The sequence below is a fragment of the Neobacillus sp. PS3-34 genome, assembly GCF_030915465.1.
Lineage (GTDB): Bacteria > Bacillota > Bacilli > Bacillales > Cytobacillaceae > Neobacillus_A.
Genome location: NZ_CP133267.1, coordinates 972,678 through 997,685, shown reverse-complemented (window position 1 = coordinate 997,685; position 25,008 = coordinate 972,678). Strand labels below are relative to the sequence as shown.

Annotated in this window: 23 protein-coding genes and 7 pseudogenes; 22 read left to right on the top strand and 8 right to left on the bottom strand. The window is 38.6% G+C overall.

Annotated features, from left to right (window positions below; genetic code table 11):
* Nucleotides 1-7: 7 nt before the first annotated feature.
* Nucleotides 8-906, bottom strand: a pseudogene (locus RCG23_RS04985) (heme A synthase).
* A 620-nt stretch (nt 907-1,526) separates the two neighbouring features.
* Here RCG23_RS04985 and cyoE point away from each other — a divergent pair.
* The 8 genes and pseudogenes from cyoE (at nt 1,527) to eis (ending at nt 9,546) form a co-directional block, all read left to right on the top strand.
* A complete protein-coding gene (gene cyoE, locus RCG23_RS04980; RefSeq protein ID WP_308178828.1) occupies nt 1,527-2,459 on the top strand; it encodes a heme o synthase in 933 nt (310 codons plus the stop codon).
* Nucleotides 2,460-2,574: 115 nt separating this feature from the next.
* On the top strand, nt 2,575-3,654 hold the full coding sequence (coxB, locus tag RCG23_RS04975) for a cytochrome c oxidase subunit II (RefSeq protein ID WP_308178827.1): 1,080 nt from the start codon (nt 2,575-2,577) through the stop codon (nt 3,652-3,654).
* Between the two features lie 31 nt (nt 3,655-3,685).
* Nucleotides 3,686-5,554, top strand: coding sequence for a cytochrome c oxidase subunit I (gene ctaD / locus RCG23_RS04970; protein ID WP_308178826.1), 1,869 nt, complete (start codon nt 3,686-3,688; stop codon nt 5,552-5,554).
* A complete protein-coding gene (locus tag RCG23_RS04965; RefSeq protein ID WP_308178825.1) occupies nt 5,554-6,183 on the top strand; it encodes a cytochrome (ubi)quinol oxidase subunit III in 630 nt (209 codons plus the stop codon). Before ctaD ends, RCG23_RS04965 begins: the two co-directional genes overlap by 1 nt.
* Nucleotides 6,184-6,187: 4 nt before the next feature.
* Complete coding sequence (gene ctaF / locus RCG23_RS04960; RefSeq protein ID WP_308178824.1) at nt 6,188-6,523, top strand: cytochrome c oxidase subunit IVB; 336 nt, start codon at nt 6,188-6,190, stop codon at nt 6,521-6,523.
* Nucleotides 6,524-6,676: 153 nt separating this feature from the next.
* The gene (gene ctaG, locus RCG23_RS04955) at nt 6,677-7,579 is read left to right on the top strand and encodes a cytochrome c oxidase assembly factor CtaG (protein WP_308178823.1); all 903 of its coding nucleotides are present in this window, start codon (nt 6,677-6,679) and stop codon (nt 7,577-7,579) included.
* A gap of 213 nt (nt 7,580-7,792) precedes the next feature.
* Nucleotides 7,793-8,259: pseudogene (locus RCG23_RS04950) on the top strand (DUF420 domain-containing protein).
* Nucleotides 8,260-8,373: 114 nt separating this feature from the next.
* Nucleotides 8,374-9,546 (top strand): GNAT family N-acetyltransferase, encoded by a 1,173-nt coding sequence (gene eis, locus RCG23_RS04945; RefSeq protein ID WP_308178822.1) that lies wholly within the window; start codon nt 8,374-8,376, stop codon nt 9,544-9,546.
* A 41-nt stretch (nt 9,547-9,587) separates the two neighbouring features.
* Here the strand turns inward: eis and ytvI are convergent.
* Nucleotides 9,588-10,645 (bottom strand): annotated as a pseudogene (ytvI, locus tag RCG23_RS04940) (sporulation integral membrane protein YtvI).
* Between the two features lie 132 nt (nt 10,646-10,777).
* On the opposite strand from ytvI, the gene RCG23_RS04935 reads away from it, so the two are divergent.
* The gene (locus tag RCG23_RS04935) at nt 10,778-11,143 is read left to right on the top strand and encodes an Asp23/Gls24 family envelope stress response protein (protein ID WP_308178821.1); all 366 of its coding nucleotides are present in this window, start codon (nt 10,778-10,780) and stop codon (nt 11,141-11,143) included.
* A 16-nt stretch (nt 11,144-11,159) separates the two neighbouring features.
* Here the strand turns inward: RCG23_RS04935 and RCG23_RS04930 are convergent, their stop codons facing one another.
* On the bottom strand, nt 11,160-11,519 hold the full coding sequence (locus tag RCG23_RS04930; RefSeq protein WP_308178820.1) for a YugN family protein: 360 nt from the start codon (nt 11,517-11,519) through the stop codon (nt 11,160-11,162).
* Nucleotides 11,520-11,769: 250 nt separating this feature from the next.
* On the opposite strand from RCG23_RS04930, the gene RCG23_RS04925 reads away from it, so the two are divergent.
* The 3 genes and pseudogenes from RCG23_RS04925 to RCG23_RS04915 all read left to right on the top strand — a co-directional run bounded on the left by RCG23_RS04925 (nt 11,770) and on the right by RCG23_RS04915 (nt 13,442).
* Nucleotides 11,770-12,204 carry a CBS domain-containing protein gene (locus tag RCG23_RS04925; protein ID WP_308178819.1) on the top strand — a complete coding sequence of 145 codons (435 nt, stop codon included), beginning with the start codon at nt 11,770-11,772 and terminating at the stop codon, nt 12,202-12,204.
* Nucleotides 12,205-12,419: 215 nt separating this feature from the next.
* Nucleotides 12,420-13,062, top strand: a pseudogene (locus tag RCG23_RS04920) (CAP-associated domain-containing protein).
* Nucleotides 13,017-13,442 (top strand): CAP domain-containing protein, encoded by a 426-nt coding sequence (locus tag RCG23_RS04915; RefSeq protein ID WP_308178817.1) that lies wholly within the window; start codon nt 13,017-13,019, stop codon nt 13,440-13,442. The pseudogene RCG23_RS04920 and the gene RCG23_RS04915 overlap by 46 nt, the downstream one beginning before the upstream one ends.
* Nucleotides 13,443-13,461: 19 nt before the next feature.
* Here the strand turns inward: RCG23_RS04915 and RCG23_RS04910 are convergent, their stop codons facing one another.
* Complete coding sequence (locus tag RCG23_RS04910) at nt 13,462-13,797, bottom strand: hypothetical protein (protein ID WP_308178816.1); 336 nt, start codon at nt 13,795-13,797, stop codon at nt 13,462-13,464.
* On the bottom strand, nt 13,784-14,365 hold the full coding sequence (locus tag RCG23_RS04905) for a PaaI family thioesterase (RefSeq protein WP_308178815.1): 582 nt from the start codon (nt 14,363-14,365) through the stop codon (nt 13,784-13,786). The genes RCG23_RS04910 and RCG23_RS04905 overlap by 14 nt, the downstream gene beginning before the upstream one ends.
* Before the next feature lie 151 nt (nt 14,366-14,516).
* Here RCG23_RS04905 and RCG23_RS04900 point away from each other — a divergent pair, with 151 nt between their 5' ends.
* The 4 genes from RCG23_RS04900 (at nt 14,517) to RCG23_RS04885 (ending at nt 16,289) form a co-directional block, all read left to right on the top strand.
* Nucleotides 14,517-14,957, top strand: a complete 441-nt coding sequence (locus tag RCG23_RS04900; protein ID WP_308178814.1) for a YlbD family protein — start codon at nt 14,517-14,519, stop codon at nt 14,955-14,957.
* On the top strand, nt 14,954-15,193 hold the full coding sequence (locus tag RCG23_RS04895) for a YlbE-like family protein (RefSeq protein WP_308178813.1): 240 nt from the start codon (nt 14,954-14,956) through the stop codon (nt 15,191-15,193). Before RCG23_RS04900 ends, RCG23_RS04895 begins: the two co-directional genes overlap by 4 nt.
* Before the next feature lie 152 nt (nt 15,194-15,345).
* Nucleotides 15,346-15,783, top strand: coding sequence for a hypothetical protein (locus tag RCG23_RS04890; protein WP_308178812.1), 438 nt, complete (start codon nt 15,346-15,348; stop codon nt 15,781-15,783).
* Between the two features lie 59 nt (nt 15,784-15,842).
* Nucleotides 15,843-16,289 (top strand): YlbF/YmcA family competence regulator, encoded by a 447-nt coding sequence (locus RCG23_RS04885; protein ID WP_308178811.1) that lies wholly within the window; start codon nt 15,843-15,845, stop codon nt 16,287-16,289.
* 237 nt (nt 16,290-16,526) lie between these two features.
* Here the strand turns inward: RCG23_RS04885 and RCG23_RS04880 are convergent, their stop codons facing one another.
* Complete coding sequence (locus RCG23_RS04880; RefSeq protein WP_308178810.1) at nt 16,527-16,856, bottom strand: hypothetical protein; 330 nt, start codon at nt 16,854-16,856, stop codon at nt 16,527-16,529.
* Nucleotides 16,857-16,976: 120 nt separating this feature from the next.
* Here RCG23_RS04880 and RCG23_RS04875 point away from each other — a divergent pair, with 120 nt between their 5' ends.
* Entirely contained in the window at nt 16,977-17,252 is a 276-nt protein-coding gene (locus tag RCG23_RS04875; protein WP_308178809.1) for a YlbG family protein, read from the top strand.
* 50 nt (nt 17,253-17,302) lie between these two features.
* Here the strand turns inward: RCG23_RS04875 and RCG23_RS04870 are convergent, their stop codons facing one another.
* A complete protein-coding gene (locus tag RCG23_RS04870) occupies nt 17,303-17,689 on the bottom strand; it encodes a DUF7147 family protein (protein ID WP_308178808.1) in 387 nt (128 codons plus the stop codon).
* A gap of 182 nt (nt 17,690-17,871) precedes the next feature.
* Between RCG23_RS04870 and RCG23_RS04865 the strand changes: the two genes are divergently transcribed.
* The 4 genes and pseudogenes from RCG23_RS04865 (at nt 17,872) to coaD (ending at nt 22,536) form a co-directional block, all read left to right on the top strand.
* Nucleotides 17,872-19,302, top strand: coding sequence for a stalk domain-containing protein (locus tag RCG23_RS04865; protein WP_308178807.1), 1,431 nt, complete (start codon nt 17,872-17,874; stop codon nt 19,300-19,302).
* Nucleotides 19,303-19,928: 626 nt separating this feature from the next.
* A pseudogene (locus tag RCG23_RS04860) lies at nt 19,929-21,304 on the top strand (FAD-binding oxidoreductase).
* 177 nt (nt 21,305-21,481) lie between these two features.
* Nucleotides 21,482-22,041: pseudogene (gene rsmD / locus RCG23_RS04855) on the top strand (16S rRNA (guanine(966)-N(2))-methyltransferase RsmD).
* A gap of 12 nt (nt 22,042-22,053) precedes the next feature.
* Nucleotides 22,054-22,536 (top strand): pantetheine-phosphate adenylyltransferase, encoded by a 483-nt coding sequence (coaD, locus tag RCG23_RS04850; protein ID WP_308178806.1) that lies wholly within the window; start codon nt 22,054-22,056, stop codon nt 22,534-22,536.
* A gap of 114 nt (nt 22,537-22,650) precedes the next feature.
* Here the strand turns inward: coaD and ylbJ are convergent, their stop codons facing one another.
* On the bottom strand, nt 22,651-23,862 hold the full coding sequence (ylbJ, locus tag RCG23_RS04845; protein WP_308178805.1) for a sporulation integral membrane protein YlbJ: 1,212 nt from the start codon (nt 23,860-23,862) through the stop codon (nt 22,651-22,653).
* A gap of 359 nt (nt 23,863-24,221) precedes the next feature.
* Here ylbJ and RCG23_RS04840 point away from each other — a divergent pair.
* Nucleotides 24,222-25,006: pseudogene (locus RCG23_RS04840) on the top strand (patatin-like phospholipase family protein).
* Nucleotides 25,007-25,008 lie beyond the last annotated feature (2 nt).

Genomic DNA, 25,008 nt, shown 5'->3' with positions numbered 1-25,008 from the left:
TCTGATTTTATTCACGGTTTCTTGAATAAAGGAGCAGGAAGTAACTTAACATACCAAACAAGCAGGTGATAAAAAAGGCGTGCAGCAAGGCGACATAAAGATTCAGCCTGCTAATGATAATAAACGCACCGGCAATGACTTGCAGCGATACAAGGCAAAATGAAATAATCCAGCCCCAATAGAGGATTTTTTGATGCTTATATTTTTTTACAGCTAAATACGTAATATATGCAATCCAGATAAAAATAAACCCAGCTGCAGTTCTGTGTCCCATTTGAACCCACTCGTACAGATTGGAGGGGAGGGAGGGAGAACTATTCACACATAAGGCCAATCGAGGCATACAAGGCTCGATTTGGTATGGCGAACCAATGCACCCGTATAGATGACCGCATAGCTGTATATGGATACCCCTATGATATGCCTCCCCATACGCCTGTCTATGATGAGTTTATCGGCATCAAACTTTTTATCTACCTCGAATATGAGAAGGGTTAGTAAAAATACTGACGCAAACGAAACTAGCGATATGCCAAAGTGCAAGGCCAGCACAAAGCCTGATTGTCCCCATTTTACTGCTGCTGCTCCTATCAACGCCTGCAGCAAGAGGAAGAAAAAGGATAGAAATGATAGAAATTTTGTTTCTCTTATATTGCCAATTGCCTTCCATGTCCAAACGGACAGGATCAAAACCATAAATCCTACACTTCCGGATACAAGCCTGTGAGCAAGCTCAATTACAAGCTGAGGAGTTATATGAGTTGGAACAAATTTACCATTGCAAAGTGGCCATGATCTTCCGCATCCCATTCCGGAACCGGTTTTCGTAACAAGAGCCCCACCTATTAAAATAAAAATCATTCCAATGGTTGTTGCGACAGCAAACCATTTTAAAGATCGACGCAAAAAATTCACCTTCTTGTTAATAGTTCAATCATTTGTCAAAGGATAAACTTGACAGTATAATTAAATGGATGTGGATTTAGAAAAATCCCTTATTCATCATAACGAATAATGACAAAAAAGAACAGTTTTCTGCAAGTTTATTTAGATTAATATTTAAAGAATTTTCATCTTTTAAATAACTTAGAGGTTTTCACTATTGTTATAGTGAAATAAGTTGAAATCAACGGGGAAAAATGGTAGAAATGTAAGAGGACTAACTTAGTCATTTTTTTATTGCCATTTTATGGGCGAGATAATTTGATTTAACCCTTTGCCTAATATGAGTCTTTTCTCGTTTTATTTTATTGGCTTTAAAATGTCTCCTACATAGCTGGAATAAAAACAGGCTGCGATACTTTATCATTATTTCATTTGAAAATTATACAAAAAAAGTTCACAAAAAAGATCAAAAGTGTGATTTAATATACAGAGAAAGTGTTAGTTTTATCATATGTTTTTTTATATCGACATTTAACAATTTTATTACAGTGGAAACAAATAAAACTGTATATAATAGCATTTTCTTCTTAAATGCATGTTTCAAGTTGTCTCTTTGTGATAAATGAATAGGAGGAATTAGAATGTCCAATTCGAAGGCTTTAAGTGACGCGGCCATGGAAAATGGTCCCGCCGGCCTCCAAATAGAAGAAACAAATGCATTGAAAGACTTCCTGGCACTTATCAAAATTGGAATAGTAAATTCCAATTTGATAACAACCTTTACGGGTTTATGGTTGGCACTTCATTTTAGCGGCCAGCGTTTTCTGGGTAATCTGGATATCATTTTCTTTACACTGATGGGTTCATCATTAATTATTGCCGGTTCTTGCAGTATCAACAATTATTATGATCGGGATATCGATCCTTTGATGGAAAGAACAAAAGCTAGACCTACTGTTACAGGTAAAATAAATCCTTCCAGAGTCTTGCTTCTCGGAATCTTTCTTATCGTATTAGGAACATTATTTTTATCCCTTACTACCTGGACTGCAACGGTTATTGGACTTATAGGTGTTTTTAGTTATGTCGTTCTTTATACGATGTGGTCGAAGCGCCAGCTTGTTTCCAATACAATTATCGGGAGTATTTCTGGAGCTGTTCCTCCTCTGATTGGCTGGGCTGCAGTTGATGGAAATCTTGATATGATGGCATGGATCCTTTTTTTATTGATGTTTGCTTGGCAGCCACCGCATTTTTATGCATTGGCAATGAGAAGAGTAGAGGAATACCGCGCAGCGGGAATTCCAATGCTGCCTGTAGTAAAAGGATTCAAAACGACAAAAAGGCACATTGTGCTATGGGTAGCTGCATTGCTCCCAATACCATTTTTCCTTCCTTCTTTAGGAATCCCATTTCTAATTCTGGCGACCGTTTTGAACTTAGGTTGGCTGGCTTTAGGGATTTATGGATATAAGATCAAAGATGATATAAAGTGGGCAAAACTGATGTTTGTATACTCATTGCAATATTTGACGATTATGTTTGTAGCGATGGTAATTGTCACACTTTTATAGTTTTGCCAATAGATTCTTCCCGATTAGGAATCTTCGGGAAGAATTTATCATCAATATATTCATTTGATCATTGCATTACAAGAAATCATTAGTGAAAGAGGGGTTTGATTAAGCTATGAAGAAGCTTGCAAAATGGCGTTTTGTCCCGTTGTTTGCGGTCTTAGCGCTAGTGCTTTCCGGCTGTGAGCAAGGAAAACCGTATTTATCCACGTTAAATCCTGCCGGCGATGTTGCAGAATTGCAATACGGATTGATGAAGTTAAGTACACTTATTATGGTTGGGGTTATTGTTGTTGTAACCGTTATCTTCTTATTGATTCTTTTCCGTTTCAGAAGAAAAGACGAAAAAATGATTCCTAAACAAGTGGAAGGAAACCACAAGTTAGAGATCATCTGGACTGTTATTCCTATTTTATTACTTCTAATTCTTGCTGTTCCAACTGTAGCAGCAACCTTTAAACTTGCGGATGTGTCCCCAAGTGAAAAGAAGGATTCCCATGGGAAAAGAAATGTGCTTGTAGTCAATGTACGCTCTAATCTTTATTGGTGGGAATTTGAATATCCGGATCTTGGCCTTGTTACAAGCCAGGAGCTAGTAGTACCAACAAATGAAAAAGTATACTTTAATTTAAAATCTTCCGATGTAAAACACTCTTTCTGGATTCCTGCAGTTGGAGGTAAGTTGGATACGAACCCGGAAAATGTAAACAAATTCTGGCTCGAATTCGATAATCAAAAGGCGAACGAAGCTGGGAACCTGTTTTACGGAAAATGCGCAGAGCTTTGCGGACCATCACATGCTTTAATGGATTTCAAAGTAAAAGCGATTGACCGTACTCAGTTCAATGGATGGGTAAAATCAATGCAAGCTGTCAATAAGCCACAGGAAGCGACTTCGGAGCTTGCACAGCAAGGACAGGCAATTTTCAACAAGAGCTGTATTGGCTGCCACGCAGTGACACCATCAAACAAAACACCTGAAGCAGGCCGTGTAGCACCGAACCTTACCAACTTTGGGGAACGTTCACGTGTAGCTGGTATTCTGCCTCATACAAAAAAGGATTTAAAGAATTGGATTAAGAATCCTGAATCATTCAAACCAGGCAATAAAATGGCAGGTAAATATCCGGACATGTCTGATGAAGAGTTAAACGCTTTAGCTGAATACTTAATGGGATTAAAAGTTCAGCAATAATAGGGGAATTGGTTGAAAGGGAGGTAAAATTGTGAGTACCTATGCTAAGAAACAAGGATTTGGCGCAACGATCTGGGACTTTCTAACAACTGTTGACCATAAGAAAATCGCCATCCTATATCTTATTGCCGGCGGATTTTTCTTCGTCGTTGGCGGATTGGAAGCAATGTTTATCCGGATACAGCTTGCTGTACCAAACAATGACTTCGTAAGTGCCGGGTTATATAATGAAATTCTTACAATGCACGGAACGACAATGATATTCCTGGCAGCGATGCCGCTTGTCTTTGCGTTCATGAATGCTGTAATGCCATTGCAAATAGGAGCACGGGACGTAGCATTCCCATTTGTTAACGCATTAGGGTTTTGGTTATTTTTCTTTGGAGGAGTATTTCTTAACCTTTCATGGTTTTTAGGAGGCGCTCCGGATGCTGGCTGGACTTCTTATGCGTCACTGGCAGTCGCATCCAAAGGACATGGTATTGATTTTTACGTGTTAGGTTTGCAAATTTCAGGTTTTGGTACATTAATCGGGGGTATCAATTTCCTAGTAACAATCATTAATATGCGTGCTCCGGGCATGACTTATATGCGTATGCCGTTGTTTACATGGGCAACGTTTGTTACATCAGCCCTAATTCTATTCGCTTTCCCTCCATTAACTGTAGGGCTAGTGCTTATGTCGTTTGACCGTTTATTCGGAGCTAATTTCTTCGAAGTAACAATGGGAGGAAACACTGTAATCTGGGAGCATTTATTCTGGATCTTCGGACACCCTGAAGTTTACATTTTAATACTTCCTGCATTCGGTATTTTTTCTGAAATATTCGCGATTTTCTCGCGTAAGCGTTTATTCGGTTATTCATCCATGGTTTTCGCGCTCGTATTGATTGGTTTCCTAGGATTCATGGTATGGGCTCACCATATGTTTACAACTGGTTTAGGACCTGTTGCCAATGCAATTTTTGCGGTAGCAACGATGGCAATTGGTGTACCAACAGGTATTAAAATCTTTAACTGGCTGTTTACGATGTGGGGAGGAAGCGTTAAATTTACAACGCCTATGCTTTATGCGGTTTCCTTTATTCCTTCTTTCGTAGCAGGTGGGGTAACTGGTGTTATGCTTGCTTCTGCTGCAGCCGATTACCAGTATCATGACAGCTATTTCGTTGTTGCCCACTTCCATTACGTTATCGTTGGTGGTGTGGTATTGGCATTGCTAGCCGGTACACATTTGTATTGGCCTAAAATGTTTGGAACAATGTTGAACGAAACACTTGGGAAAATTACCTTCTGGCTTTTCCTTATTGGCTTCCATTTAACCTTCTTTATCCAGCATTTCCTAGGTTTATGGGGGATGCCGCGTCGTGTATTTACTTACCTACCAGGTCAGGGCTTTGAAACAGCCAATATGGTAAGTACTGTTGGAGCGTTCTTTATGGCTGCTGGTGTTATTGTTCTATTGTTCAATATCATCATGACATCTGTTAAAAATGTTAGAGTTGGAAACGATCCATGGGGCGACGGAAGAACGCTTGAATGGGCCATTGCTTCTCCGCCTCCATTCTATAATTTCAAGCAGCTTCCGCTTGTCCGCGGTTTAGATGCTTACTGGCTTGAAAAAATGGAAGGCAAGAAAGCAATGACACCGGCAGAGCCGCTTGGCGATATCCATATGCCAAACTCGTCTTTCATTCCATTTATGATATCACTTGGACTATTCATTGCTGCATTTGGCGCAATGTATCATCATGACCATACATGGGGACTTCCAGTATTGATTTTTGGATTGGCAGTAACTTTTGGATCTATGTTTGTAAGATCGGTTAAAGATGATCACGGTTTCCATATCCATAAAGAAGACTTGCTTGAAGAAAACGAAAAGGGGGTAAAGGCATAATGCACGCTGAAGAAAAATTCACGTATGAAACATGGCCTGCTTCGCCTGAAAAGGCTACCCTTGAAGCAAAAAATAAATTCTTAGGTTTTTGGTTATTCTTAGGGGGAGAGACTGTTCTATTCGCTTCTCTCTTTGCAACCTATCTTGCATTAAAGGATAAGGTTCCGAATACAAACCAGGCGCTTGCAAAGGACCTGTTTGAACTGCCGCTTACATTTGCTGCGACGATGCTGTTATTGACTAGCTCATTAACAAGCGTTTACGCAATGTACCACATGAAAAACTTTGCGTTTAAGAAAATGATGATATGGCTTGGACTTACAGTTCTTTTAGGTGCTGGATTCCTTGGCTTGGAGATTTACGAATTCAACCATTATGTTCATCATTTTCACCATACGTTTACAAGCAGCGCATTTGGATCTGCGTTCTACACATTGGTTGGTTTCCATGGTGGCCACGTTGCTTTTGGTTTATTATGGTGTCTGACATTAATGTTTAGAAACTCTAAACGAGGTTTAAACCTTTACAACGCGCCTAAATTCTATGTATTTAGCTTATACTGGCACTTTATTGACGTTGTTTGGGTATTTATCTTTACAGTAGTCTATTTAATGGGAATGGTGGGATAAACTGATGGCTAGTCAACAATTAAATTCAGGTAACCCTAGAGTTGACATTGAATATCGACGCAAAAAAAGTGCTGAAGAAATGCGCTATCAGGTTGTATCCTTTGCTTTGATGATATTCCTGACACTTATCGCATTCGCAACGGTTGCGATTGAAGGATTCACTGCATGGTTTACAGTTCCAGTTATAATCCTTTTAGCTATAGTGCAGGTGATTTTTCAGTTATATTACTTCATGCATATGAACCAAAAAGGTCATGAAGCTCCAGCATTATTCCTTTATTCCGGTCTCGTTGTCGGATTGATAACTGTGCTGACTTTTACGACAATTATTTGGTGGTAAGAAATGTGAAAATCGGCTTAATGCCGATTTTCTTTTTGTTTAAAAAATCGCAAACAAGGAACAAATTGGGATAAATGGAAATGTCCGCACCTTTGCCGCCTAAACAATTAAGGGTTATAATAAAGACATGAATTTTCGAGGTGATAACCTGTTATGACATTAGATATTTTTGGTTTTCAAGCCCTTTGGAGCCCATATTTTCTTTCAGTACTGCTGCTAATCCTTGTCGGTTATTTTCTTATAACAGTAAGATATAGAAAAAGATTTAAAAGCAACGAGCCTTTGACAGTTGAACAGGGAATTTTATTTTCTGCTGGGATTGTGATTTTATATGCAATTAAGGGTTCGCCACTGGATTTAATGGGACACTTGATGTTTTACGCACATATGATTCAAATGGCGGTTCTCTGTTTGGTTATTCCTCCCATTATTATTTTGGGATTACCACAGTGGGTGTGGAGAGGAGTTCTAAGACTCCCTGTCATCCGCACTGTATTTCCGATAATGACGAAACCGATTATTGCTCTTATTGTTTTCAATGGTTTTTTCTCTGTTTACCATATACCATTGATTTTTGATACGATAAAGCAGAATATGTGGCTTCATGGCTTTTATACATCCTTGTTATTTGTAACTGCCATTTTTATGTGGTGGCCTTTAGTTAATAAATTATCGGATTATCAGACATTAAATGGTTTAAAGAAGGTCGGATATATTTTTGCCGATGGTATTTTGCTGACTCCTGCTTGTGCGCTGATTATTTTTGCTGATACACCTATGTATGCAACCTTTTCAGACCCTCATGCATGGGGAGAAGCAATGAAGCTATGCGTTCCCCCATCAACACTGGCAAGCCTTAATTTAAGCGGACCTGAACTGTTTAATTCGATGTCGTTAATTCATGATCAGCAATTAGGCGGTGTCCTAATGAAGGTTATACAGGAAGTTGTATATGGAACCATTCTGGGCCAGGTATTTTTTGAATGGTACCGAAAGGACCAGGCAGAGTCTGAACAAGAACTATCACAAGATATTAGCCCTTCAGCAGTAGAATAATTTTTATCAAAAATCTCTCGTCCGGGGGATTTTTTTGGCTAATCAGAATTTATATCAATAAATTCTGAACGCATAAGTGCAACTTCGCCTCTGTCTTCGCCTTAAGGCTCGCCAATCGGCGAGTTTTCTTTATTTTTCATGAAAATAATTTGATTAAATAGGCCAACTATTCTAGAATTATGTTTGAATAACTGTAAAGAGAGGAATTTTTTAATGAATTACTCATTGCCAGTATTACCTACGATCAGCACATCATTTATTGTCTTGAGTGCCCTAACTGTTGCGATTGGATGGTGGCAAATACGCCAGAAAAACATCCAGGCACACAAAAAAACAATGATTGCTGCTGCAATATTTGCCCTAATTTTCTTTTTGATTTATGCCAGCAGAACGATTTTTATTGGAAATACTTCCTTTGGAGGACCAGCAAATATTAAAATTTATTATACTGTGTTCCTGGTTTTCCATATCTTTTTAGCAACAACAGGCGCTATTTTTGGGATAGTGACGCTGCTTACTGGATTTAAAAATAAATTGTCTATCCATCGTAAGCTTGGCGTATTACAAGTATAATCTGGTTTTTTACCGCGATTACGGGCGTAGCAGTGTACATGCTCCTGTATATTTTCTATAGAGGCGGAGAAACAACCTCTGTAATAAAAGCAATTTTAGGTTTTTAAAGCATGAAAAACGCCTTGATCGAAGGGCGTTTTTTTATTAGTAAAAATTGAATAGAAGGAATTTGATATTTTTAGGCGAAGGTATATAGAGATTATGGTTAAGGGGGAAAGACCTTGGAAATTAAGCATTTAACTGAGGAACAATATATCGATTCAATGAAATTATCCATGTATGCTTTTCAATATAAGATTAAGGATGAAGATATTGAAGGCAGAAAAGAAAGATTAAAATATCACCGTATATTAGGTATTTATGAGGAAGAGCAATTAGCAGCTAAGCTGCATATTATTCCTTTGGAAATAATGGTCTCAACTAAAAAATGGAAAATGGGCGGAATAGCAGGTGTTGCTACTTTTCCTGAATACAGAAGAAAAGGATATGTAAAGGCATTAATAACGGAAGCATTGAAGCAAATGAAAGATGAAGGCGAAATTGTATCTCTGCTTCATCCGTTTGATATCTCCTTTTATAGAAATTACGGGTGGGAAATTTTCACTGATAATAAAAAAATAACAATCGAGAATAAGGATTTACAGTTTCATGGGAACCCAGGTGGTTACGTTAAGCGTTATGATAAGGAAACTCATCATAAAGAAATAGAAGAAGTTTATGATAAATACGCTTCACAATTCTCAGGAATGCTTGTCAGAGAAACGGAATGGTGGAAGCTGTCAGTGTATCATGACAGTCAAATGGCAGTTTATTATAATGAAAACCATGAGGCAACGGGGTATCTCCTTTTTAATGTAAGCGATAGAAAAATGGATGTTCAGGAAATTACTGCTCTAAATCAAGAAGCAAGAGAGGGGCTGTGGAATTTTATCTGTCAGCACGATTCCATGGTCGATCAAGTAAGCATTCTTGTTTCTGTCCATGAACATTTCCCTTACTTTATACATCAGCCAAAACAAAAATCTGAAGTTTATCCCTATTTCATGGCAAGGATCGTAGATGCTGAAGCGTGTTTAAAAAAATACTCCTTTTCCCACACAGATGAACAGATTTTTTTACATATTGATGATTCCTATGCGCCTTGGAATAATGGCAGCTATTTAATCGGGAATGAGGAAATAAAGGTGTATAAAAATAAACCGGGAAGTACTTGCGCACAACCGCCGCAAAGAGGAATTAAACTGAATATAAATGCCTTAACCGCCATGCTTTTTGGCTATAAAAGGCCAGCAGATCTTTACAGTATGGGTTATCTGCAAGGGTCACAGTCAGAGGTAAATGTGCTTGAAAAAATGATTTCGCCAGTAAAACCATTTTTCTACGATTTTTTCTAATAATATTCATAGAAAAGGACCGGCTAATCCCGGTCCTTTTACTAAATTTTAAAATTCAGCTTAATGATTCCAGCCTCTCTTGCTGAGGTAAAGAGAATCAGGAGAAGGGGCCGATAATGAATCCGAGGAGACCCAACAGTTTAATGCCGAGATACATGGCAATGAGAGTTGATAAAGGTGAAAGCCCCATATGTGTTCCCAATACCTTCGGTTCGACTGTTCTTCTGATTATTAATAGGATACCTGCTAAAATGGCCAGCTGTGTTCCCATCGAAACATTTCCGAGGAGGAGCAGATAAAGCGACCATGGACCAAGAATGATGATTGAGCCGAGAATGGGTATAAAATCGATCCCCCAGATAATTAATGACAATACGATAGCTGTGTCAGGTGAAATTATTAATAATCCAATCAATGACACAATGAAAATAATTAAGCTGACAAGGAATTGCGCTTTAAAGAAACCGAAGACGACATAGGACAGCCTGGATGTCATAAAATTTACCTTATCTGCTGTCTTTGATGTTAGATGGGCATATGTCCGCCTTCGAAGCTCTGGCAAATCGAGCAGGAATAAAAATAGTGCAATTAGATAAACAAGGAAGCTAACAAGGTAACTGGGAATATTCGTTAAAAGGATTTTCAAGTTATTAATATTAACATAAGCTAGCAAATCAACTCTCAGTTTGTTTAAGAAACTGTTAATTTGTTTGCTTATTTCATTTACAACCTCTGAAGGCAAGTTCCTGGAAGCATGCGTATAACTATTTTGAACTTTATTCCATGCCGAATTGAGGTCATTAATATATTGTGGAGCGTTTTCGACAATTTTGACTGCTTCAGTGACTACCTTTGTTGTAATAAAATAACCTGATAATCCTATTAAAAGCATAAAAGAAAGAAAAACTGACAAAACAGCATTCCGCCTTTTAAATTTAAGTTTTATTTCCAACATTTCGGTCAATGGATTCAGAAGTATCGCAGTAATCAAGGCTAAAATTAGCGGTATTGAAACTGGGAAGATATAATACAGCAAGATAGCAATAGCCGTAATAATTAAAAGATAGATTAAACTTTTTTTATTAAAAAGACCGAACAATGGTGTACCCCTCTCTATAAACCATTAAAGCAATTCGAAATAAATTCATTAACAATTAAATTATATTATGCATTTAATGGATTAAACAACAAAATTTGCTTTTTTAACCTTCAAAAAAGCGCCGAGGTGAAAATGATGGAGAATTCCAATCTAACACCCGACACAAAAAATGCTGTTGCAAGGATTTTATTTGCCATCGTTGATTACAATTTAAGTGAATTCGATTTTCTTTCGCTTGCTCCCAAAAACAAAAAGTTCAGTGTATGGTTGAAGTCTGAAAATATTATTTCATATAAAGGGGTACGGATATGCTTTAAGGAAAATGCGGTGTCAGTTGATATATTTGTGAATATCGAAATGACAGAGAATATTATTGAAAAACTTACAAGTTTTCAGAAACGTATCTTTCTCGATACGAAGGACCTAACCGGTATTTTCGTCCGAAAAGTAAATATAGTCCTCTTGAATATTCTACAAAAAAAACAAAAGACGCAATAAATGCGCCTTTTTGTTCTTATATTGCAAATTTATCAACTTCTGCTTTGACTTCGGCAAGTATTTTTTTGCATTGGGTTACTAATGAAGAAGGGAAGCTTTCTCCTTCTCCATATTCAACGCCGTGCGGATAATAATGTTTACCAAGAAGCGGAGTCATAAGCTGGATGACTGCACGATTGGCGCCAACGTCGCCTTCAACCGCATAGCCTCTTACTCGAAGGTAGAAAACGCCTTCTTTCAATTCGAATTTTTTGTCATATGTAACACGCTCGTAGTCCCATTGGCCTTCGCGTACCAATCCATGATCGAGCATTACCTCATCCAGACGGTTTAGGTCTGCCTTGAGCTTTTCAAATTCATTAATTTCTAATTTCATTACGTATCCCTCCTAAAACAATGCCATTTCCCTGTGTTCCATTTTAATGGATTTACAGCAAGTTTAATTCATTTTTAATAATAGTTGAAAACGCTTGAAGTTGCAATGAATTCATACAATCAAACATGATTGTAAATCCCATGAGGTTATTAAATAGCTGATGGATCTGCAAATAGAAAGAATATTTTGGATTGAAATAGGAAATTCTATGTAAATGTCAGAGAAAGCATACACTTGGAGGTTGCTTAATATGGAAAAAATCAGGGAAATAATGACGGACAAAGTTGAAAGCTGTACTTTACTCGATAATATTTACGAGGTTGCTGTAAAAATGAAAGAATTAAATGTTGGTGCCGTTCCAATTGTGGATAAAAATAAGCTGGTGGGTATGATAACTGATCGTGATATTGTAATAAGAGGTGTAGCTGAAAAGCATCCTGGCTCTACTAAAGTGGAAGACATTATGAGCAATGATTTAATCACCATTTCACCGGACGCCTCCAGTGAGGAAGCTGTCCGTCTAATGGCAGATCATCAAATTCGCCGGCTGCCAGTGGTTGAAAATGGACAATTAATTGGAATCGTCGCACTTGGTGATTTTGCTGTCCGCCAATTAACAGATGACCAGGCAAAGAAAGCTTTAACAGAGATTTCAGAGTCCAACTATAATGGTGTACAGCATTAAGATAAAAAGGTACCAATTGGTACCTTTTTTAATTTTAAAATCTTAATGGGTTAATCTGTGTTATTTTTTCCTTACTGAAGTGAAATTCTATTAAAAGAAATATTATTGATGATATAATAAATTTAATCATACATATACTGATAGAAGTAACATTAGTGAGGAGGGTGCTTCTGCGGACACTTTTTAGAATACTAATTCTGGTTGCCATTTTTTTAATGGTGGGTTTTTATGTGAGCCTGACTGATAATACAGAGAAGGATGTTCTATTAAAAGAAGATTCTTCCGTATACCAGAAGCCGCCTGAAGCTCTGAAAAAGTCCGGAAATCAGATTAATTCACGCCAGGATATGCCCAATGAAGGCCTCTCTAAGCTAATTGGACAAAACATAGATGAATTAATAAAAACATATGGCAAGCCACTTAGAATTGATAAATCTATATATGGATATGACTGGTACATTTACAATGGAGATAATGCGCATTACCTTCAGGCTGGGGTTGAAAATAATAAGGTGGTAACCATCTATGCGATGGGGAAGGATTTAAATGTGGCTCCTTTTGAAATAGGTGAGTCAGTTGAGGAGATCTTTAATACTCAGTTTTTCAATGCAAATATCGATATTAATATAAGTGGAAATACTTATCGGTTCGAATTGACTGATATGGATTTAAATACGCGCCCTTCTCCAGCTTGGCGATATTTATGTTCAGCTTTATATTGATAAATTTACTGGAACCCTCTCAAGTGTGAGGTTTTTAGACGCTGCAACCATCGTTAAGCAAAGGCCTTACGAACTTGCTTACAGGGCCAATTGCTGGAACCCTTGCAGCCAGATGAAGCATTGTGGAAGGGAATAGAAGACGGTACGGAAAAAGAAATTTTCGATATAACGAATGTACTTCGTTCCCGCCATAATTTAAAAGCATTAAAGTGGGATGAAAAAATTTCTGAAGCTGCTTATCGCCATAGTAAAGACATGTTTGAACATAATGATTTCTCTCATACCTCTAAGAAATTTGGAAGCCTGTCAGACCGATTGAAAACTGAAAAAGTGGTGTTTCAGGCAGCTGGCGAAAATATTGCGGCAAATTATACTGATGGACCAGCTGTAGTAGAAGGCTGGCTGAATAGTAAAGGGCACCGTGAATCACTATTAAACAAGGATTTCACCCATCTGGGTGTAGGTGTTTATCAGAAGTACTATACCCAAAATTTCATTCAAAAATGGGCCAAATAATGAAAAGAAGCTTCGCTTGTTAGTGCGAAGCTTCTTTTTTACTTTTATGTATCTCATTCCGTGCACCGCTTTCCATATATCGATTACATAGAAAATGCCCCTCATTCCATTGTCCATAAAAAATGTAATCATCACCGGCTTGAAATGGTTCAATTTTGCAATCTTTTGTTAAAGGGGTTATTTTTTTTACGCGGATTGGGTTCGAATCTGTCTGAATAAGCAATTCTTGAACATAAATATATCTGTGATAATAATACCTTTGTCTTTCCTCTGAAATGGTCTTAACTCTTCCTGTTACGATTGCTTCTTCCCTGATGGTACTTAAGTTCCGCCATTTGGTTTCACTTTCGTTCATTTCTTTTTTTGTTAGCCAGAAAAAATAGAGGCAAATGATCGGAATTACAATCGCAGTTACCATTTCTATTTAGGCCCTCCGTTTTGTTTGTATTAATCACAATAAAGCTTCCCGTTGCATGGGCAATTTTTGTGCCATCAGAGCGAAAAGCTTCCCCCAACACGACCATTGTCTTTTTTCCCTTATGGATTAGTTCAGCTCGGCATTGAATGGAATCCCCTATACCGGGAGCAAGGTAGTGGATGTCCAATTGGCTCGTAACAGCACCTAAGCCTGGTGATAATTGGGAGTTCGCGAGTGTTCCCATCGCAGTATCAAGTAAAGTGGCTGTAATTCCGCCATGGGTAATCTCAAATGAATTATTCAGCAAAGGATTTAGTGGAATGGTTATTTCACATATGCCATTTTCCAATTTCCTTTCCATATGTAGCAAGCTATTAATATAAATGGTGTTTTTACCGCTTATCTTATGGTGTATGCCTTTTAACACATGCTGAAGGACTTGCAGATCTTCTTCGGAGCTGCTTTCGATACATGCGTTGAAAAGCTCGATTAAATGGTCTTTCATATTTTAATACCTCTTTCTATTCATATCATAAGACATCTTAACATTATTGGTCCATTAATAAAAATTATATATTGTCAGAAAGAATTTTCACCAACTGCGTACATAATCATAAGGTAATATAGGTGAATGAATTAAACAGAGGTGAAAATTTATGGAACAAAAAAAATTGCACCCATCTGTATTGAAGTTTAAGGAATTTGTGAAAAATAATCCGAAAATAATCAACGAAGTGCGCAGCGGGAAGTCCTCCTGGCAGGATCTTTATGAAGACTGGTATCTGCTTGGGGAAGAAGATGAAAAGTGGAATGCCTTCCGTTCCGAACATAGCACGAAAGGAACAAGCGGAAATAAGGAAGCAGACGATGAAAAAAAGGGAGACTGGATGTCACAATTGACAGGTATGGCGAAAAAAATTGATCCAGGACAAATGCAGGTTTATATTAACAATGCAAGCCAGGCTCTTGGGCCATTCAGGGACTGCTTTCACAATTCCAGGGAAACAGCCAGCCGAGCCAGCCTAAAGCTCCAGAAGGTCCAAAACATCCTTTTATGTTCAGGAAAGACTAACTATAGAAAGGATACCTGGAAATGAGAAAAGAAATCATTGATTATTTGGAAACTAAAACAGATTTACAGAAATTTGTCAGAGAACAGCCGATTTGGTATAGAAAGCTTTCAAGAAATCCTTTTGACTTGGAATCTTTGGAGATTGCTTCTTTACACCACTATAAAAGAACCGTGCCACATCAGGTAGAAAAATTTACAAACGGTGTTCAAATGGCCTCCATGATGTTCCATATGTTTCAGTCGATGAAAAATCAAAATTAACTTAACGCACATCAATTGAGGATGTGCGTTTTTGTATGGAATTAGCTCATTCTGCCTATTGTTCGAATAGCAGTTAATCTGGGTTTTTAAACATATAAAAAGAGTAAAAAAATATATATAGCAAACACTACATGCATAAAGGAGTGATGACATTGAAATGGGGACTGATTTCTTTCATCATGTCAGGCTTTATGCTTGGCATTTTTTGTGGATGCCAGAGGGATATACCGGAGCCGAGAAGTGTTTCGGCTGAAGAAATGAATGTTCATTCGAGCAAGGACATTTCCGCAGCGATGAGTCTAGCAGAAAATAACAATGATTTTTTCGTTCAATATGGCCTAAGAGGGAATAATCTGCTTGTAGAGTGTATTGTTACAGGAATTTCTTTCCGCCAGAACGATCCCACAAAGAAAAGGATTGGTAAAATTGCCGCTTGGGTCGATGGAAAGAAAAGAGGGGAATTTACAGCTGCCGCTTTTATCATAAAAGGGCTGCCAAGTGGGAATCATCGGGTTATGCTAGAAGTATTAAAACCTACAAACGAACCTTATGGACTTAAAAAGGAATTTTTAGTAGCTGTTCCTGGTTAACATGAATTTTTTCGCATTCCCCCTTTAAACATGGTAGAATAATGGATGGAGGTGGGTGAATGCTTGCTACATCTGAAAGAATAGAACTTTTGGAGCATGCCGAAAATTTGAGCCATATGATTATGGAATCAGATATTGCCGAAAATTATCAAATTTGTTTATATAAATTGCAATCCAATCAAGGCACACAGCGGAAAATCCGCCATTTTGCCAAGCTTAAGGAACAATACGAGGAAGTTCAGCGTTTTGGTAAATACCATCCAGACTATAAAATAGTGATGACACAAATCCGGGAAGCAAAAAGGGAAATGGATTTGGATCATTACGTTGCTGAATTTAGAAAAGCGGAAAATGACATGCAGGATTTATTGAATCAGATCAGCGTTCTAATTGGCGGCGCTGTCTCAAAGCAAGTTAAAGTCCCAACCGGAAATCCTTTCTTCGATACCATGTCGAGCTGCGGCGGAGGCTGTGGATCCGGAGGAAGCTGCGGATGTTCAGCATAAAAAAACGGCAAATTTTTGCCGTTTTTTTCTTCGTCCAGAAAATTATAAAATTAAATGATGTGAATAACTTCTCCAAGTTGTATTAATCTAGCTCCAGCACCCAGCCCCTCGGGGTCATAAGCCAAATCACTCCAGAAATCAGGATTTCCTGCATGATTCGTCTTATGCCTGTCGGGGCTAACCAGGGCGCTTGCGCCTTTTGTTCTTTTAAACGAAGTTTTCGAATAGGATTTTCTTTTAAAACCTTGCATAATCGAATCTTACACAGTCAGCGCAAAGATTTCCGCAGCAAAACATTTTCTTTTGGGGAACGTAAAAACGATGCCGGTAAACAAGGAGGTTAATTTCTCTCCTTACAAATAAAGTTTCGCTGTGAAGCTGCTTCCCCTTCATCGCCTTTGAGGATGCGAGCAAAATGGCCTTTTCAACAGCTGTTTGCGCTGTTGTGATTTTCGGCCTTATATAAACAAAGGGTATTCCAGCAGCTTTTTTCCAATCTGCGTGATCAATCAGCTGATTTGACTGAAGCAGACTAATAAACACTTTCCAAATGTCATCTAAGTCCACATTAATCACCTTCATTCTCTATTTTCTTATAACTTACCCATATGAGTTTGCATGTAAGAATTGAATTTCAGTTGTTTTATATGCTAGACTAATAAAAACAATCGGTAAGGGGAAAACAATATGCTTGGTCAGAGACAGGGTTTGGTTGTATGGCTGTATTCGTTAAAGCAGGCTAAAATGTTAAGGCGTTTTGGGAATGTTCATTATGTCTCAAAGAGACTGAAATATGTGGTCCTATATTGTAATCAGGAAGATCTAGAAGGTATTATGGAGAAATTGAGTTCCTATTCTTTTGTGAAAAAAGTGGAGCCATCCTATAAGCCTTTCTTAAAAATGGAATTTGAAAATTCAGCTCCTGACAAAGCAAAAGAATATGATTATAAGATGGGAATTTAAAAAGGTGTGGGGGTTCGGAGCCCCCGCCTTTTTTCTTTACTTTCTGCAGCTTATTGCAAAGGAGCTAAGAAATGGTTGAGCCTTAGAATACCAATTAACTGCTGGTAGAAAAGTTCTTTCTCGGGGAAAATTGTCGATGGTTTAACCGACAGTTCAATAATTTTTTTGTTCAGTTCTTCTGCCGTTTGTGCGAATAAATCAAACCTTTTGTTGGGTAGTAAGTTTGGATTTGGGATTCCTTCCCTGCATATATAAATCGGCTGGAATTTACCCGGATCAGTCGGCTTCAAAATAATGGCCAGAGAAGTCGCCTTTTTTTCAATCACGGTGTGAAGCGCAATCATATGCTGGAGCCGGCTGTGATTCGATTTTGCAAGTTCTATTAGTTCGTATATATCGGAGTATCCTTGGCCTAATTCTATAAAACGCTGTATCAAATGATTGTTCTCCTTTTTGGTTAATATCACGAATAACTTACCATTTTTTCCGGAGGAAGAGAAGGTCTTAATATGATTTAATTATATAAAAACTGGAAGCAAAAAACTCCCAAAATTTCTGTGACGATTTTATAAAGGCATGATATGGTAATAGAAGGATTGTGAATGAAGGAGAATACCAAATGGCAATGAATTTTCTGAAGTTGTTGATTGCCTTATTTACTGTACTTGCAGGACTTCTATACTGGCAATGGAACGTCTTTTCAAATGGACAGGAAACGGCTAAAAATAAATTGAAGGTGAAAGCAAGCCAGGAAATGATTGTTGAATTAAAAGAAAGCGGCTTATTGCAAGTGACGCAGACCTTTAGTCGCCTGCGAGATAATATAGAATACCAGATTATTCCACCACCTGAAAGTATTAAATGGGGCTGTATTCAAATGGCCGGAATAGGTTGTGTCTCAAAAGACGGAATACCGCAAACTTACCAGTCTAAAAAGGGAGTTTTACGGATCCGCTATTCCTTGCCTTTTAGGAGGAATCTGCCATCTGTACTACTAACAAACTGGTCTGCAAGTCTAAGAGATATTGACATAGCTGCTACAAAGATAAGAGTCATTGCTTCGGGAAGCCGGGGAGGAACGTGGGCAGCAGGCATCCCTCTTAAAGGCTTTAAAAAAATGGAGTTAATTGATTATTATGTATTTGAAGGAAAGAAGACGATAGTCCCTTTATATTGGCAAAAGAAAACACTTTATATAACAGCTGGTAATTCAATGTTCACCTATTATACTGAAAACCCAAAAGAAAAGCTGCCATTGACTAAGGTTAAGGGTTCATTTGTAAGGAATGCACCATTCCTTTCTTTAATCCATACCAGCCAAATTGGGAACAAACAGCTCCCAGGTATGTTCACGACAAACAAAAGCATGAATGTAGACGAACTGGATACTGTTTTGTCCGAAAACTATTATCGCAAAAAGTTTGTGCCTTTCCTGTCAAAGGAAGCCTGGTTAGTGGACCTTTTTTCGGCGATGAACAGAAAAAAACCTGCAGAGACAGCAATGGGAAAGTTTGCATTAAATGAGCTGCACTCCTCACTAACCCACTTAGAGATACAGAGGTTTGAGCAAGCAGTCAATAAACAGGAAAAAGTAAAAAGCGCGATTGATCTTGATAGGCTGTTAGGAAATATTCGCGGCCAAAGCACCAATTTTTTCACTTTAAATTCGATGGGCTCAAAACAATTCAATCCGCTTGTCTTTTCAGGACAGCGCAAAACGTATATTAACGGCAAGCAAGTCAACAGCTTGGACATTCTTACTGTTGGATCCAGCAGGTTATTTCCATTTTTTGATACGATGAGGAAGTTGGGCTACAAGGTAAATGGCTCTGACGCACAGCAGACAGCCGAAATCAAAAAGAAGCAAAATTTGTATCGATTTAAATTTGATCAGCTTATATTTACTTATAACGGCCAATCCTTTGGACTATTAAAAAACCCATTTGAAAATAAAAATAATAAAATTTATATCAGTCTGAACGGACTGAAGTCAATTTTTAAAGTAAATGTAAAAGAAACAAAAGATGAAATTTTCCTTTCAGACATATAAAAAGGCTGTTTTCTAAAAGATTGTTGTTTTGCAAATAAGTTTTTAAAAGCAAATCGTTGAAAAAGAAGTTGATTGGAGCGGAAGGTGCGAGCTCCTCGAAAATGCTCTCGCATTTCCTTCGTGCGGTGTTGATTCTAGGAAGCCGATTCAACGTCCTGCGGGAGCAGCGGGACAGGTGAGACCCCACAGGCGCTGTGCGCCGAGGAGGCTCACCGCCCGCCCCGCGGAAAGCAAGCATCCTGGAGTGGAAATCAACTACTCCTTAAATAGCAACAAATACGAAAACAGCCTATAAAAAAGAAAAAACCCTGCAGAAAATTCTGCAGGGTCCTTCTATATCCTTATTAGGGATAGAAGGCAAAGGGAGAGGAGAAACCGGAGGAAGAACTTATGGGGAAACGTAAGTCTTCTCCGCGGTTGGCAACAACATCCTCGAATTGATGTTGTTAATAACATTATTTCCACATTGAAGGAGCTTATACACCTTTTTTAAAAAATCAATGAGTATTCATTGATCGTATACCCGCAGGTGTTAAATGAAGAATACCAGTTCTAGATCGGTTGTAACATTCTGAATATTACCTATAATTAAAGTGGAGTGTTTATTTTGAAATATAGGAGGAACTATGAAATTTTCCGAGACATTATTAGATGAGTTGAAAAGAGTCATTCCAGAAAGTCAGGTAACGGTAAATCCAACTGTATTGGAACAGCATAGCAAGGATGAATCCTACCACACCCCACATTTACCGGATGTAGTTGTATTCCCTAAAAGTTCGGAAGAGGTAAGCAATATCCTGAAATTTGCAAATGAAAACCAGGTACCAGTTACCCCATTTGGTCTCGGAACAAGCCTGGAAGGCCATGCAATACCTTATCATGGGGGGATATCTCTTGACTTCCAATTTATGAACCAAATTGTAGAGGTACGCCCAAATGACTTTCTTGTACGTGTTCAGCCTGGGGTGACACGGTCACAGTTAAATAAGGAGTTAAAAAAATATGGATTATTTTTCACTGTTGATCCTGGGGCAGATGCGACAATTGGTGGCATGGCTGCGACAAACGCAAGCGGCACAACCTCTGTAAGATATGGTGTTATGCGCGACCAGGTTCGAGATTTAGAAGTGGTTCTCGCCGATGGACGAATTATCCATACCGGGAGCATGACAGCAAAATCTTCTTCTGGATATAATATCACTGGACTTTTTGTTGGGTCTGAAGGAACGCTAGGTGTTTTCACCGAATTGACGCTTCGAGTTTTTGGAATACCAGAAGTAATTAGTGCGGCCAGGGCAGTGTTTCCGAGCATCGAGTCAGCGGTTTCTACAGTAGTTGATATTCTGTCTGCGGGAATTCAGATTGCCCGAATTGAATTAATAGATTCCAGATCGATTAAACAGGTGAATCTTTATAACAATACCGATTATCCAGAAAAGCCTACACTTTTCATGGAATTCCATGGAAGTGAAGCAAGTCTCCAATCTGATGTAGAATTGACACAAATTTTAGCCGCAGACAAAAAATGTGAAGAATTTTTGTTTGAGACTGATTCAAAGGCACGTGCCCTGCTTTGGGATGTTCGCCACAATCTGGCTTACGCTTTCGTTCATAAATCTCCAGGTAAAAAAATGATGGTTACCGATGTTTGCCTTCCTATTTCCGAATTGGAAGGGGCTATCCATGATGCCAGGGTCGCGCTGGATGCTATCGGTTTAGATGGGGCTATTTTGGCGATGTAGGGGACGGAAATTACCATACTATTATAATGATTGATTTAAACGATCCAGTCGAAGTAGAAAAAGCACATCAATTAAATACGCATCTTGTTGATTACGCCCTTGCCAGAGGTGGTTCTTGTACAGGTGAACACGGAGTTGGTGTTGGAAATGCCGGTTATCAGCGAAAAGAACATGGTGAAGCCCTGGATGTGATGAAGTCAATCAAAAATTCATTAGATCCAAAAGGGATTTTAAACCCTGGAAAAATATTCCGAGATTAAATAAAAGCAATGTTAAGGAATGGGTCAATTAGACAGTTGGCCCATTCCTTATTACAGCCTGTTTTAGTTTGTAGAGATGTCAAAATTCGTTTTCAATCATATCAATTTGGCGGTATTTTCAAATTATGATAGGATAATGAAGAAATAAGAATTTTGTTGATTTGTGGTGATATGTATATGAGAGTGGTTTCAGGAAGTTGCAAAGGCAGACCATTGAAAGCGGTGCCAGGCAACACGACAAGACCTACTACAGATAAAGTGAAAGAAGCGGTTTTTAATATGATTGGCCCCTATTTTGAAGGGGGAACTGGACTTGACCTCTTTGCCGGCAGCGGGGGGCTTGGATTAGAGGCCTTAGCAGGGGATTAGAAAAGGTTATCTTTATAGACAGGGAACCAAAAGCAATCCAGACCATCCATGAGAATATTAAAGCGTGTGGGTTTGAGGAACAGTCAGAGGTATACAGAAATGACGCTGACAGAGCATTAAAAGCACTGATAAAAAGGGAATTGCAGTTTGATTATATTTTCTTGGATCCTCCCTATAAGAAACAGCAGCTGGTTAGTCTGTTGGAAAAAATAAGTGAACAGTCGCTATTAAGCATTGATGGTACCATTGTCTGTGAACACAGCCATGATGTGGTTTTACCTGCTGAAGCAGGTGAAATGCGGCAAATTAGAACTGAAAAATATGGAATAATAGCTGTTACTATTTATCGTAAAGCTATAGAGGAATAAGGGGGGATCAGAATGGCAAGTATAGCTGTCTGTCCAGGGAGTTTTGATCCAATTACATATGGCCATCTTGATATAATCAGAAGAGGGGCAAAAGTATTCGATGAAGTGTATGTTGTCGTATTAAATAATTCTTCAAAGAATCCGCTTTTTAGTGTAAACGAACGAATGGATTTAATAAAGCATGTTACCAAGGATCTGCAAAATGTGAAGGTGGATGAATTTCAAGGCCTGCTCATAGACTATGCTCAAAGTGTCAATGCAAATGCGATAATCCGCGGCCTTCGTGCGGTATCGGATTTTGAGTATGAAATGCAGATAACGTCAATGAATAGAGTATTGAATGAAAACATCGAAACATTTTTTATCATGACAAATAATCAATACTCATTTTTAAGTTCAAGCATTGTAAAAGAAGTAGCTAAATACGATGGAAAGATCACAGAGCTGGTTCCTCCGATTGTTGAAAAGGCATTGCACGAAAAATTTGAACGATAGAAAAAGACAGGCCAGGGAATGATTTCCTCTGGCCTGTTTTCAGCTAATAAGAAAGTATAAGGGCAATTAAGCCTTTTCTTCGCCCCAGATGGCTCGCCAAATCGCGAGTTTTCTTTATGACTTCAATCTTTTTGTCAGGATAAGTAAATAAATCGCAAGTGCGGATATTGTAAAAATGGGTCCTATGGCGATCATTTTTTGATAAAAAGTACTCATATGTGCCGCCTGGTCGAAAAAGCTGACAGGCAATGCATTGGATGGCTGCTCAGAGCTGCGGAGATGCAAATATACTGGCTTCCATAAAAGCAAGGCGAATAAACTTGCGAAAAAACCATGTAGTATTCTCGCAAAGAAAAAAGGCTGGAAGCGGATATCTGTTTGCGCGAGGATACTGGCCACCTGAGCCTGGACACTAAATCCGCTGAAGGCCAAAATAAAGCTCGTAATCATCGCTTGCTGCAGAAGTGTCGCATCCTGAACCTGGCTTGTCATTTGGCTTCCTAGTGTAATTTCAAACAGGCCGGAAATGAATGGGATACTTAATATTTGCGGTAAATGCAAGGCAGAAAGAATGAATTCAACCCCTTTTGCCAGGAGAGCGGTTATATGTAAATGATAGAGGAGTTTGTTTATCACTGAGAATAAAATGATAAATCCTCCAATCATTAATAGCGTTTGAATGGAAGATGTAACTGCATCTCCAAGGAGCTTTCCAATTGGGCGGTTGTCTTTGATTCTTGTTTGATGCAGTGCGGATAAAGCCGATCTCATTTTAAATTTAGTTTTTGGATCATTCCTTTTATTAGAACCCTCTCTGCCGTAAAATCTCATTATTAGACCAACGCAAATGTTTCCTAGATAATGTGATAATGCAAGCAGGATACCTAAATGGGCATTATTGAAAAATCCAACCGATACAGCTCCAAAAATAAAGAGCGGATTAGATGAATTTGTAAAAGAAACGAGCCGCTCTGACTCTATTCTCGTTAACTGGCCTTCCTGCCTTAGTCTTGCTGTAAATTTTGCTCCAGAAGGATAACCGGAAGCCATCCCCATTGCCCAAACAAAACCGCCCACTCCAGGAACTTTGAATAGCGGCCTCATTAATGGTTCGAGCAAAACGCCTATAAATTTCACAACACCAAAGCCGATTAGCATCTCAGAAACTATAAAAAATGGCAAAAGTGAAGGGAAGACGATCTCCCACCACATATTCAGCCCTCGAATAGAGGCCTCGAATGATTCCTGTGGGAAGGAGATCAGCGATGAAGCCATAATCGTCACCGATGTGGCTAAGAGAAGTGTTTTAAATTTTGAACGAAGCACTAAACAGGGCCTCCTTCCTCGGATTAACTTTCTGTCCAAGGCATAAAAACAATGATAGAATAGGATATTGCCTTGTCCTCATATAAAACAATATACTCATAGAAAGTAATTTTAGACCATAAGATTGAATGAGCTATCTATAATTAACTTGAAAACTGTCCAGCTTCAGCGCCTAGCCAGATTCACCAGCGAATGAGCTTCCTTGAGTATCTTGTAACAATCATGGCTTGCTAAAGCGATGATTGTTACAGCTCGAGGTCTTAGGCTGTACCTCTCCTGAGTGCAGGATCATTCTGCAAGTTACGTCTTAAGCTTGTCGGGGCTGAACAAGGCGCTTACGCTTTTAGGGGGAAACTATAATGGCGAGACCGAGGATTGGGTTGGCACTTGGTTCAGGCGGAGCCCGAGGTTTTGCCCATCTAGGTGCCATTAAAGTATTAAAAGATGAAGGTATCCCGATCGATTTGATCGCTGGCAGCAGCATGGGGGCGCTTGTAGGCTGTTTTTATGGAGCCGGCATTGAAATGGATCGCTTGTATAAACTTTCAGGAGCTTTTAAAAGAAAATATTATCTTGATTTTACTGTCCCTAAGATGGGATTCATATCCGGTAAACGTGTAAAGGAATTAATCAAGGTTTTTACACACGGAAAAAATCTCCAAGACCTGGATATTCCGGTTGCTGTCGTTGCGACAGACTTAATGACTGGTGAAAAAGTGGTTTTTCGTGAAGGCCCCATTTCAGATGCTGTAAGGGCAAGTATCTCTATTCCGGGAATCTTTGTTCCAGAAAAATTAAATGGACGGATTCTGGTTGATGGTGGCGTTGTTGACCGTGTTCCAGTTTCAGTGGCAAAAGAAATGGGTGCTGATATTGTGATTGCAGTGGACGTTTCAAAGGTGAAAAAAAACGCTGAAATAACGTCCATTTATGATGTGATTATGCAAAGCATTGATATTATGCAAACAGAATTAGTAATTACCAGGGAGGCTGCTTCAGATGTAATGATTCGGCCCATGTAGAGGCGTATAGCTCCCGTGCTTTTACAAACATTGAAGAAATCATCAAAATGGGAGAAGAAGAAACAAAGAAGCATATAAATCAAATAAAAAAAGTCATCAAGCAATGGGAGGAGACAGCTTAAAA

Excerpts from the sequence above, each read along its gene's own strand:
- cyoE (WP_308178828.1), top strand. The coding sequence starts at position 1,527 with ATGTCCAATTCGAAGGCTTTAAGTGACGCGGCCATGGAAAATGGTCCC.
- coxB (WP_308178827.1), top strand. The coding sequence starts at position 2,575 with ATGAAGAAGCTTGCAAAATGGCGTTTTGTCCCGTTGTTTGCGGTCTTA.
- RCG23_RS04965 (WP_308178825.1), top strand. The coding sequence starts at position 5,554 with ATGCACGCTGAAGAAAAATTCACGTATGAAACATGGCCTGCTTCGCCT.
- ctaF (WP_308178824.1), top strand. The coding sequence starts at position 6,188 with ATGGCTAGTCAACAATTAAATTCAGGTAACCCTAGAGTTGACATTGAA.
- ctaG (WP_308178823.1), top strand. The coding sequence starts at position 6,677 with ATGACATTAGATATTTTTGGTTTTCAAGCCCTTTGGAGCCCATATTTT.
- RCG23_RS04935 (WP_308178821.1), top strand. The coding sequence starts at position 10,778 with ATGATGGAGAATTCCAATCTAACACCCGACACAAAAAATGCTGTTGCA.
- RCG23_RS04930 (WP_308178820.1), bottom strand. The coding sequence starts at position 11,519 with ATGAAATTAGAAATTAATGAATTTGAAAAGCTCAAGGCAGACCTAAAC.
- RCG23_RS04925 (WP_308178819.1), top strand. The coding sequence starts at position 11,770 with ATGGAAAAAATCAGGGAAATAATGACGGACAAAGTTGAAAGCTGTACT.
- RCG23_RS04910 (WP_308178816.1), bottom strand. The coding sequence starts at position 13,797 with ATGAACGAAAGTGAAACCAAATGGCGGAACTTAAGTACCATCAGGGAA.
- RCG23_RS04905 (WP_308178815.1), bottom strand. The coding sequence starts at position 14,365 with ATGAAAGACCATTTAATCGAGCTTTTCAACGCATGTATCGAAAGCAGC.
- RCG23_RS04900 (WP_308178814.1), top strand. The coding sequence starts at position 14,517 with ATGGAACAAAAAAAATTGCACCCATCTGTATTGAAGTTTAAGGAATTT.
- RCG23_RS04895 (WP_308178813.1), top strand. The coding sequence starts at position 14,954 with ATGAGAAAAGAAATCATTGATTATTTGGAAACTAAAACAGATTTACAG.
- RCG23_RS04885 (WP_308178811.1), top strand. The coding sequence starts at position 15,843 with ATGCTTGCTACATCTGAAAGAATAGAACTTTTGGAGCATGCCGAAAAT.
- RCG23_RS04875 (WP_308178809.1), top strand. The coding sequence starts at position 16,977 with ATGCTTGGTCAGAGACAGGGTTTGGTTGTATGGCTGTATTCGTTAAAG.
- RCG23_RS04865 (WP_308178807.1), top strand. The coding sequence starts at position 17,872 with ATGGCAATGAATTTTCTGAAGTTGTTGATTGCCTTATTTACTGTACTT.
- coaD (WP_308178806.1), top strand. The coding sequence starts at position 22,054 with ATGGCAAGTATAGCTGTCTGTCCAGGGAGTTTTGATCCAATTACATAT.